The 9,808-nt window shown below is 63.8% G+C and carries 9 protein-coding genes and 2 pseudogenes; 8 read left to right on the forward strand and 3 right to left on the reverse strand.

Annotated features, from left to right (window positions below; all coding sequences use genetic code 11):
* From QN350_RS17500 to QN350_RS17510, 3 genes are all read left to right on the forward strand, one after another.
* The coding region (locus QN350_RS17500) for a hypothetical protein (protein ID WP_323516966.1) at window positions 1–411 on the forward strand (411 nt) is incomplete at its 5' end.
* Window positions 408–1,271, forward strand: a complete 864-nt coding sequence (locus tag QN350_RS17505) for an ADP-polyphosphate phosphotransferase (RefSeq protein WP_322139225.1) — start codon at window positions 408–410, stop codon at window positions 1,269–1,271. The genes QN350_RS17500 and QN350_RS17505, both read left to right, overlap by 4 nt.
* A gap of 114 nt (window positions 1,272–1,385) precedes the next feature.
* Window positions 1,386–3,794 carry a glycoside hydrolase family 65 protein gene (locus tag QN350_RS17510; protein WP_322139226.1) on the forward strand — a complete coding sequence of 803 codons (2,409 nt, stop codon included), beginning with the start codon at window positions 1,386–1,388 and terminating at the stop codon, window positions 3,792–3,794.
* Window positions 3,795–3,799: 5 nt separating this feature from the next.
* On the opposite strand, the gene pyk is transcribed toward QN350_RS17510, so the two are convergent.
* Window positions 3,800–5,245 carry a pyruvate kinase gene (gene pyk, locus QN350_RS17515; RefSeq protein ID WP_322139227.1) on the reverse strand — a complete coding sequence of 482 codons (1,446 nt, stop codon included), beginning with the start codon at window positions 5,243–5,245 and terminating at the stop codon, window positions 3,800–3,802.
* Window positions 5,246–5,550: 305 nt separating this feature from the next.
* Between pyk and QN350_RS17520 the strand changes: the two genes are divergently transcribed.
* The 3 genes from QN350_RS17520 to QN350_RS17530 all read left to right on the forward strand — a co-directional run bounded on the left by QN350_RS17520 (window position 5,551) and on the right by QN350_RS17530 (window position 8,069).
* Window positions 5,551–6,915, forward strand: a complete 1,365-nt coding sequence (locus QN350_RS17520; RefSeq protein ID WP_322139228.1) for a glucose-6-phosphate isomerase — start codon at window positions 5,551–5,553, stop codon at window positions 6,913–6,915.
* Between the two features lie 117 nt (window positions 6,916–7,032).
* Window positions 7,033–7,386, forward strand: a complete 354-nt coding sequence (gene cmtR / locus QN350_RS17525; protein ID WP_322139229.1) for a Cd(II)/Pb(II)-sensing metalloregulatory transcriptional regulator CmtR — start codon at window positions 7,033–7,035, stop codon at window positions 7,384–7,386.
* A complete protein-coding gene (locus QN350_RS17530) occupies window positions 7,383–8,069 on the forward strand; it encodes a cation transporter (RefSeq protein ID WP_322139230.1) in 687 nt (228 codons plus the stop codon). Before cmtR ends, QN350_RS17530 begins: the two co-directional genes overlap by 4 nt.
* A gap of 9 nt (window positions 8,070–8,078) precedes the next feature.
* Here the strand turns inward: QN350_RS17530 and QN350_RS17535 are convergent.
* Window positions 8,079–8,213, reverse strand: a pseudogene (locus QN350_RS17535) (AAA family ATPase); the annotation flags it as partial.
* A gap of 4 nt (window positions 8,214–8,217) precedes the next feature.
* On the opposite strand from QN350_RS17535, the pseudogene QN350_RS17540 reads away from it, so the two are divergent.
* Window positions 8,218–8,316: pseudogene (locus tag QN350_RS17540) on the forward strand (VOC family protein); the annotation flags it as partial.
* 68 nt (window positions 8,317–8,384) lie between these two features.
* Here the strand turns inward: QN350_RS17540 and QN350_RS17545 are convergent.
* Complete coding sequence (locus QN350_RS17545; RefSeq protein WP_322139231.1) at window positions 8,385–8,843, reverse strand: MarR family winged helix-turn-helix transcriptional regulator; 459 nt, start codon at window positions 8,841–8,843, stop codon at window positions 8,385–8,387.
* Between the two features lie 61 nt (window positions 8,844–8,904).
* On the opposite strand from QN350_RS17545, the gene QN350_RS17550 reads away from it, so the two are divergent.
* Complete coding sequence (locus QN350_RS17550) at window positions 8,905–9,747, forward strand: NmrA family NAD(P)-binding protein (RefSeq protein ID WP_323516968.1); 843 nt, start codon at window positions 8,905–8,907, stop codon at window positions 9,745–9,747.
* The last annotated feature ends 61 nt before the right edge of the window (window positions 9,748–9,808 follow it).

A 9,808-nucleotide genomic window follows, 5' to 3' on the forward strand; every position in this document is an offset into this window, starting at 1 on the left:
ATCCAAACCCTGATGTACCTGAAGCTTTCGGTGGCAGGGCATCTCACCATCTTCCTGACCCGCACCCGCGGCCCGTTTTGGTCGATCCGACCGGCCCGCATACTGTGGGTCGCGGTCCTGGGAACCCAGGCCGTCGCGACCCTCATTGCCGTTTACGGGCTCTTCATGACTCCGCTCGGCTGGGGCTGGGCCGCCTTCGTGTGGGGCTACGCGATCGCCTGGGCGCTGGTGAACGACCGCATCAAACTACTCGCGTATCGCATCCTCGACACATCAGGGAAAAATCGCACGGCGGGCCGTTCGCTCAGGCAGTCGGCCGCGCACTCTTCCGACGTACCGGAACCCCAAGCCGCCTCCATTGGTCCGAGCACAGAAGGCGCCGCACCGCGAGAAACGAAGGGCCAGTCATGAAGATAACGACCAGTGACTTCCGCGTCGAAGCAGGAAAGGATGCGGACCTCGCCGACCGCGCAACGGATGTTGCGCATGTCTGGGGGGTCGACACAACGTACAAGCACGTCTTGCACCGGCACATCAAAAAGCTGAGCGCGCTGCAGCGGTTGCACTACGCGTCGGGACACTACTCACTATTGGTGATCTTCCAGGGCATGGATGCGGCAGGAAAGGATGGAGCGATCCGCCATGTCATGTCCGGGGTGAACCCCCAGGGTTGCCAGGTCTTCAGCTTCAAACAGCCCAGCAGCGAGGAACTCGAGCACGACTTTCTCTGGCGGACGACCCGCCGCCTCCCCGAGCGGGGCCGGATCGGCATTTTCAATCGCTCATACTACGAAGAAGTTCTCGTCGCGCGGGTGCACCCGGAGATCATGCACGGCGAGGGTATCCCGGCTGAACTCATCAACGAATCGTCCATCTGGAGGGAACGGTATCGCTCGATTACGGACCTCGAGGCGCATCTGAGCCGCAACGGGACGAAGATCGTCAAGATCTTCCTGCACCTCTCGAAAGAGGAACAGGCGAACCGGTTCCGCGAACGGATCGACGTCCCCGAAAAAAACTGGAAGCTCACTCTGGCCGACATCCACGAACGGGAGTATTGGGACACCTACATGTCGGCTTACGAGAAGTGCCTGACAGCCACGAGCACCCGGGACAGCCCCTGGTACGTGGTCCCGGCCGACAGCAAGAAGAACGCCCGGCTCATCGTGTCCCAAATCATCGGGGACGCACTCAGGGGCCTGAAGATGGCCTACCCGGTTGTCACCGCTGAACGCGCCAAGGAACTGGCCGACATCCGCGCCGAACTCTGAGATGCACACGGTCTGGCGTCACCCACAAACGCCCGATTCCCGTTTTTCACGAGTCCGGCGGTGCCGTCCCGAAAGGTTATTGCCCGAACGGGCAGCGCAGGAGGGCGACCGGAGATGATTCTCCATGGGCCGTTCTCGGTCGAGCCGTGGTCGTTAAGCGAGACCAAGCTTGACCTGAACCTGCTTGCCCAGTCCGAGTCGCTGTTTGCCCTGTCAAACGGTCACATCGGGTTGCGGGGCAACCTCGATGAGGGCGAGCCGTACGGGATCCCGGGCACTTATCTCAATAGCTTCTACGAAAAGCAGCCGCTGCCGTACGCGGAGCGCGGTTATGGATTTCCGGAGACCGAGCAGACCCTGATCAATGTCACCGACGGCAAGCTCATCCGATTGCTCGTTGACGATGCTCCGCTTGACGTCCGTTACGGCGACCTGAACGCCCACCATCGACGGTTGGATCTCCGTACCGGAATTCTCGAGCGCACCGTCGACTGGACCTCTACCGCGCGGACTCGGGTCGCGGTCCACTCGCGCCGGTTGGTGTCCTTCTCTCAGCAGGCAGTCGCTGCGATCGAGTACACCGTTGAGCCCATCGGGCGAGCGGCGCGCATCACCCTGCAGTCGGAGCTCGTCGCGAACGAGCAACAACCGAGACCGGCTAGCGATCCCCGAGCGGCGGCAATGCTCGAGCATCCCCTCGAAGCGGTCACGCAAAACCACGACGAGCGATCCATCGTGCTGTTACATCGAACCCACGCGAGCGAGCTGCTCCTCGGCGCGGGCATGGGGCACACCGTTGAAGGTCCCGGTGATACGGAGATCGAAGTCGTCGTGAGCGAAGACTGGGCGCGCCTCACGATCTCATGCACACTGCATCCCGGCGAGCGGTTGCGCGTCGTGAAACTGCTTGCCTACAGTGCGTCGAGTCTGCGTTCGGAGACTGCTGTACGAGACCAGGTCGCCGGTGCGCTGTCTCGTGCGCGCCTGACGGGCTGGGAGGGTCTCGTGACGGAGCAACGGGCGTATCTGGATGAGTTTTGGGACAATTCGGATGTCGCTGTGGAGGGGAACCCTCAGCTGCAGCAGGCTGTGCGGTTCGGGCTATTCCATGTGCTTCAGGCCGGGGCCCGGGCTGAAGGGCGAGCTATCCCGTCCAAGGGGCTCACCGGGGCCGGGTACGACGGGCACACGTTTTGGGACACCGAAATGTTCGTACTGCCACTGCTGACCTACACACACCCAGCGAGCGCTGCGGACGCACTCCGATGGCGGTTCTCGACTCTCGATCGAGCTCGCGAGCGGGCGGCCCAGCTCAACCTGGCCGGGGCGGCCTTCCCCTGGCGGACTATCCGCGGGGAAGAGTGCTCGGGCTACTGGCCCGCCGGTACTGCGGCATTTCACATCAACGCCGCGATCTCCTCCGCGGTCATGCGCTACGCATCCGCAACTGGTGACGTCGATTTCGAGCGCGACGTCGGCCTGGAGCTGTTGGTTGAGATCGCGCGGCTCTTTGTATCTCTCGGGCACTACGACCGTGACGGCGGCTGGCACATCGATGGCGTTACCGGGCCCGACGAGTACAGCGCGGTCGCCGACGACAACGTTTACACGAACCTCATGGCCGCCAGGGCGCTTGTTTCCGCAGCTGATCTGACCGATCGTCACAGCGACGTCGCGGGTCGGCTCGACGTGACGACTGAGGAGGTCCTGACGTGGCGGAGCGCGGCGGCGGCAGTGCACGTGCCGTACGACTCAGCACTTCGGATACACCAGCAGGCGGAGGGCTTCACCGTGCACGCCGAGTGGGATTTCACCGCGAGTAAGGGGATGTATCCGCTATTCCTGCATGCTCCATATTTCGATCTGTATCGGAAACAGGTCATCAAGCAGGCCGACCTGATCCTTGCCATGCATTGGTGCGGCGACCAGTTCACGGACGAGCAGAAAGCCCGCAACGTCGACTACTACGAGCGCCGCACAGTTCGCGATTCGTCGCTTTCGGCCGGCACGCAGGCGATTCTCGCTGCCGAGGTCGGCCATCTGGACCTTGCATACGACTACGTCTGTGAGGCCGCGTTCATTGACGTGCACGACCTGCACAAGGACACCAGAGATGGCCTGCACCTGGCCTCCCTCTCCGGCGCCTGGCTCGCGCTCGTCGCAGGGTTCGGCGGGTTCCGTGACCACGGCGGCGTGCCGTTTTTCGATCCTGCTTTGCCGTCGGGCCTCACCCGGATTCGATTCTCGATCCGGTGGCGGCAGTTCCGCCTGACGGTGGACACCCACCAGGACGAGGTCACGTACGCCATCACCGCAGGCGCAGCATCGAGTCTGCTCCTGAGGCATGCGGGCGAGGAGATCACGGTCGAGGCGGGAGCGCCGGTGACGCGGCGGCTTCGCGCACGGACCGTCCTGCTGCCGCGCCCGACACAGCCGCCTGGTCGTTCCCCGCTCTCCGCGCGAGTGATGTTGGCTCGTCCCACTCCAACTCCAACCCCGTCGCATACTCGCCCAAGTCCCTGAGGCTGTTACCGCGTGACGTATGCCGGGGCGACCTCGTTCCGGGCATCACCCACGTGGTACACGCGGACGTCGTTTGTCGAGCCGGCGATTCCGGGAGGGGAACCGCTGATGACGACGACCTTGTCACCCACTTCGGCGAGGCCCTGGCCGAGCAGGATGTCATCAAGCTGGCCGAACATGGCATCCGTGTGGGGGACCCGGTCCACGAGGTACGTCTGCACGCCCCAGGTGAGCGTGAGACGACGGCGGATGCCGGGGTCAGGTGTGAAGGCGAGGATCGGAATGCTGGACCGCAGCCGGGACATCCGCCGGGCCGAGTCGCCGGTCTCGGTGAAGATGCAGAGGAACTTCGCGTCGACGAATTCCGCGACCTTGATCGCCGCGAGGGTGATCGCCCCGCCCTGGGTACGCGGCTTGTCCGTCATGGCAGCCATGCGCTCCAGGCCGTGGTCCTCGGTCGACGCGATGATGCGGGCCATCGTCTGCACGGTGATGATCGGGTATTCGCCGATACTCGTCTCCGCGCTCAGCATGACCGCATCCGCGCCGTCGAGGACGGCGTTTGCGACGTCGGAGGCCTCTGCGCGGGTCGGGATGGGTGCATGGATCATCGATTCGAGCATCTGCGTCGCGACGATGACCGGCTTGGCCATCCGGCGAGCGAGTTCGACGGCATGCTTCTGCACAATCGGCACGGCTTCGAGCGGAAGCTCGACGCCGAGGTCGCCACGGGCGACCATGATCGAGTCGAAGGCGTCGATGATCTCTTCGAGGTGCTCGACGGCCTGCGGCTTCTCGATCTTGGCGATGACGGGGACCGTGCGGCCCTCCTCTGCCATGATCTCGTGCACGCGGGTGATGTCGGCCGCGTCGCGCACGAAGGAGAGGGCGATCAGGTCGGTGCCGAGGCGGAGGCCCCAGCGCAGGTCTGCTTCGTCCTTTTCGGACAGTGCGGGAACGTTGACGGCGACGCCGGGCAGGTTGATGCCCTTGTTGTTCGACACCGGGCCGGCGACGATGACACGCGTCGTGACGAGGACGCCGTCGGTTGCGACGACCTTGACCTTGACCTTGCCGTCGTCGATCAGCAGGAAGTCGCCGGGTTTGACGTCGTTGGGCAGGCCCTTGTACGTGGTGCCGGAAAGTTCCTTCGTGCCGAGCACGTCGTCCGTGGTGATCTTAAAGATGTCGCCGACGGCCAGTTCATACGGGCCGCCCTCGAACTTGCCGAGCCGGATCTTCGGACCCTGCAGGTCCACCAGCACGGCGACCGCTCGACCGGAATCGGTCGCCGCCTTCCGCACTATGGCGTACAGTCCCTCGTGCGACTGGTGGTTGCCATGGCTGAGGTTGAGCCGACAGACATCGACGCCCGCATCGATGAGTGCCCGGACGTGTTCGTAGTTGGACGTCGCCGGCCCGAGGGTAGCGACAATTTTGGCGCGTCTCATTCTGAATGTGCTCCGTTTCCGACCGGGTCCCTCTGCGTCGCGCAGCTGCGGCGACGCACGGACCATCATGGCTGGTCGGCTAGTTGCCATCACCAACGACAGTACTCCGCACATCCCCCACATATCTGGGTCGATGGGCGCCCATGGCTGGGATGAAAGAGGGCGCACCTGCTCCTCTCTTTCTGCGGCGTTGGACACCCGGTTCTCCCGATGCCCTGGAGGAGTTTGCGGTCCGTGCGACGTGCGCGAAGCGCCGACTGTTCTGCGGGCATAACGTGAACCCAACCGGCGACAGGAGCACAGCGATGACAACGCAACAGCACGGTGGGCAGGAGGCGGAACCCGGCAAGACAACCGGACGTCAGGACTTGTCGGTGTGGCGCGAATTGGAGCAGCACGCCGCCGAAATGGAGGCAGTGACCCTGCGGTCGCTCTTTGGCGATGATCCGGACCGCGCCAGTGAATTCGCGGTCGAATGCTTGGGAATGTACGTCGATTTCGCGAAGAATCGTACGACCCGCGAAACGCTGCGGCTGCTGGTGGAGTTGGCAGAGCAATGCGGGCTGACCCAACGGATCGAAGCGATGTTCTCGGGAGAAAAGATCAACGTTTCCGAAGACCGTGCTGTCCTGCATGTCGAATTGCGTGTGCCGAAGGAGGAGTCGATCATCGTCGACGGCGAGAACGTGGTTACCGAGGTGCACCGGGTTCTTGACAAGATGGCCGAATTCGGTGCGAGCCTGCGAACCGGGCGGTGGCTGGGTTACTCGGGTAAACGCATCCGCAACGTGATCAATATTGGAATCGGCGGTTCCGATCTGGGACCACGAATGGCCCACCAGGCCTTGCGCGCGTTCGGCGACCCGGAGTTGCGGGTGCAATTCGTGTCCAACATCGACGGGGCGGAATTCGTCGGGACAACCCGGGGTCTCGATCCCGCCGAGACCCTCTTCGTCGTCAGCTCGAAGAGTTGGCGCACCTTGGAAACCCTCACAAACGCGGCAAGCGCCCGCGCATGGACTCTGGCCGCGTTCGACGGCGATGCGAAGGCTGTCCCGCCATTTTGTCGCTGTCTCCACAAACTCCCAGGGGGTCGCCGAGTGCGCAAGCACGTCACACTTTCCGGTGGGCGCGTGGGCTACCAGACCGGGCAGATCATCTGGGGTCAGCCCGGCACCCACGGGCAGCACGCGTTCTACCAACTGATTCACCAGGGCACCAAGCTGATCCCGTGCGACTTCATCGGAGTCGTCACCCCCCTGAGCGAGTTGGAGCATCAGCACGACCTGTTGATGGCCAACGTGTTCGCCCAGACTGAAGGCCTCGCGTTCGGCCGTACGGAACAGGAATTGCGCGACGCCGGCTCCTCGGAAAAGCAGATTCCCTATCGCATCTGCGAAGGAAACCAGCCAACCACGACGCTGCTCCTGGATCGCCTCGATCCACGAAGTCTCGGCCGGCTTATCGCGCTCTATGAGCACAAAGTCTTCACGGAGGGCGTGATCTGGGACATCGATTCCTTCGACCAATGGGGAGTGGAACTGGGCAAGGTCCTCGCTACGACCATCAGTGGCGAACTCACCGCCGATCAGACGCAGACACTGGAGCACGATGGCTCCACGAGCGCACTCATCCACCACTATCGGACGCTGCGTGCACGCAGCAACTGACGATTCGTGTCGAGGATGACTATGTCAAGGAATTTCGGACCCACTAGGGCAATCTAAGCCGGACCCACCGCGTTGATGGTGTTGCGGATAGGTCAGCGTTCGATGTAATGTCAGCGAATGCTGACTATTGCCTCTCGTGTTGATGTGATGAACCGTTTGGGTCGCGCGATGGCGGATCTGACCAGATCACGGATCCTGCTCTCACTGCTCGAGCGACCCGGCTATCCGGGCGCGTTAGCGACGGAGCTTGAGCTGACTCGCTCCAACGTGTCGAATCATCTGTCGTGCTTGCGCGGCTGCGGCATCGTCGCAGCCGTGCCGGAGGGCCGGTCGACCCGGTATGAGATCGCGGATCCTCATGTCACCCGGGCGCTGCTGGCCTTGGTCGACGTGGTGCTCGCCGTCGACGACGGCCTCGACTGTATCGACGCGGCGTGCGATGTGCCGCTGTGCTGTGGGACGGGAGCATGACCGAGGCCGTAGCTGACCGGATCCGGGTCGTCGGCCTAATCCGGAAGCAGGTGCTGCGCCGCAGGATCCGGTGGATCGTGGCGGCGACGATCGCCTATAACGTCATCGAAGCGGTCATCGCTATTTCTGCCGGGACGGTCGCGTCATCGGCGGCGCTTTTCGGATTCGGCCTCGACTCCATCGTTGAAGTGCTCTCCGCAGCGGCGGTCGCGTGGCAGTTCGCAGCCCCTGACCCGGAGAAGCGGGAAAAGGTCGCGCTGCGGGTCATCGCCTGGTCGTTCTTCGCCCTCGCCGCCTATGTGACCGTCGACGCGGGGCTGTCCCTTTTCGGACTGCGAGAAGCGGAACACAGCCCCGTCGGCATCGTCCTGGCCGCGGTGAGCCTCGCCGTCATGCCGTTCTTGAGTCTCGCCGAACGCCGAGCCGGCCGCGAACTCGGATCGGCGTCCGCCATCGCCGACTCCAAGCAGACCCTGATCTGTTCCTATCTTTCCGCAGCACTGCTCGTCGGACTGCTGCTTAACACCCTGCTCGGGTGGGCGTGGGCGGACTCCGTCGCAGCACTGGTGATAGTGGTCTTCGCCGTCCGCGAGGGGCTCGAGGCCTGGCGCGGCGACGCTTGCAAGGTCCCCGTCTCCGCCCTCACGGGCGAGCGTGACATTCAGGCGTGCGACTGCTGCTGACGGTGAGTCTCAGCCGGCGGCCCGCATATTCTGGCGGGTGTGGGCGAGACGGTAAGAGGCGGTCCCGGTCTCGACGATATTGCCGCCGAAGGTGAGCCGGTCCACGATCGCCGCGCAGAGCCTCGGGTCGGTGAACGTCTTAGCCTGGCTCAAGACGGAGAATGGCGTCGCAACGACCCCGGTCAGGAAGGCAGCGTGGTTCATAGATAGCGAGGGCAACATTCTCAACATCTTCCAGCGCCCATAGACCCGACGCCGTGCGTCACTTGATGGGCCTGCAGTGCCCCAGTGAGAATCGACAGACGCCCTCAGGTGTCAGGATCCTCCGACCGCCGCCGATGGCGTGGTGGCGGTCGCGCGGGAGAACTGGTCGAGCAGGGCGGCAAAGACGGTCACGGTTTGGTCATCCCAGCCTTCCACGGCGTGTCGGAGGAAGTCGATTCGGAAGCCCTTCGCGGTCGCGTTCAATTCTTCACCGGCCGGCGTGAGGTCGAGGGCGACGCTTCTCGGGTCATCGGGGCTGGGCGTGCGGCGGATGAATCCGGCCGCCTCCGTCGACGCCACGAGCCGGCTCGCAGTGGAGGGTTTCACCGTCAGGTTCGCCGCTATATCAGCGATCCGGGTTCTCTCCCCATCGTCCCTGAGACGTGCAACCGTGTCCGTGACGAGCATGGCCGACAGGTCGACCGTGTCTGTCAGGTGCGCCGGCAGCTCGAGCAGCCTTCGCATCCGGATCAGGGCGGCGTCAATCGTTTCCCAGGGACTATCGGTCATAGGTGTACTGTACACATATGATCGAACGAAGAGGGAAATCTCCTCGGGGGAGAGGAACCCGATGGCAGGCGAAGTGAGTCTGGTCACGGGCGCGACCGGGAACGTGGGCAGGGTCGTTGTGGAGCGGCTCCTGGCCGCTGGACGGCCTGTGCGGGCTGCCGGTCGTACCGCTGAGTCGGTTTCCCGGATGTTCGGCGACCGCGTGCAGGCCGTCGCGCTGGACTTCACGGATGCGTCAACCTGGGCCTCGGCGTTCGAGGGAGTTCACAGCGTGTTTCTCATGCGTCCGCCGCAGCTCGGAAAGCCCAAGACGCAAATGGTCCCCGCCCTGGACTATGCCCGTGACCACGGCGTCCAGCAGATGGTGTTCCTCTCGCTACAGGGTGCCGAGGGGAACAAGATCGTGCCCCATGCTGCGATCGAGTCGTGGTTGCGCGCCTCAGGTATCTCGTGGACCTTTGTGCGGGCGTCCTTCTTCCATCAAAACCTCACGACCACCCACCTGACCGACATCCGCGATCGGAACGAGATCATGGTTCCCGCCGGCCGGGGCGCGACCGCGTTCGTGGACGCCGAAGACGTCGGCGCGGTGGCCGCAGCCGCACTCCTGGACCCGCTCTCCTATGCCAACACCGCGTTGACGGTGACCGGAGATGAAGCGCTCACCTATTATGAGATCGCCGCGATCCTCACCCGGGAACTCGGCCGCCCCATCCGCTATGCCCGACCAGGAGTGTTTCGCTACATTCGCCACGCACGCCGCACTTTGGGCATGCAGTGGGGGCTGGTCGCCGTCACCACGGCCATCTACACCACGGCCCGGCTCGGACTCGCCGCCGGTCGCACCGAAACCGTCCGCGAAGTCTTGAACCGCGACCCGATCGGCTTGGTTACGTCCCCGTGAGTGGTGTGGTTTCCCGCTCTTGAGCGTTGCTTCGTCAACGTAAAGAGCCACCGTGGGATGG

The organism is Cryobacterium sp. 10I5 (assembly GCF_035019865.1).
GTDB classification, from domain to species: Bacteria; Actinomycetota; Actinomycetes; order Actinomycetales; family Microbacteriaceae; genus Cryobacterium; species Cryobacterium breve_A.

Coding starts and splice junctions, on each gene's coding strand:
- QN350_RS17550 (WP_323516968.1), top strand. CDS start 8,905: ATGGCAGGCGAAGTGAGTCTGGTCACGGGCGCGACCGGGAACGTGGGC.
- pyk (WP_322139227.1), bottom strand. CDS start 5,245: ATGAGACGCGCCAAAATTGTCGCTACCCTCGGGCCGGCGACGTCCAAC.
- QN350_RS17505 (WP_322139225.1), top strand. CDS start 408: ATGAAGATAACGACCAGTGACTTCCGCGTCGAAGCAGGAAAGGATGCG.
- QN350_RS17520 (WP_322139228.1), top strand. CDS start 5,551: ATGACAACGCAACAGCACGGTGGGCAGGAGGCGGAACCCGGCAAGACA.
- cmtR (WP_322139229.1), top strand. CDS start 7,033: ATGCTGACTATTGCCTCTCGTGTTGATGTGATGAACCGTTTGGGTCGC.
- QN350_RS17510 (WP_322139226.1), top strand. CDS start 1,386: ATGATTCTCCATGGGCCGTTCTCGGTCGAGCCGTGGTCGTTAAGCGAG.
- QN350_RS17545 (WP_322139231.1), bottom strand. CDS start 8,843: ATGACCGATAGTCCCTGGGAAACGATTGACGCCGCCCTGATCCGGATG.
- QN350_RS17530 (WP_322139230.1), top strand. CDS start 7,383: ATGACCGAGGCCGTAGCTGACCGGATCCGGGTCGTCGGCCTAATCCGG.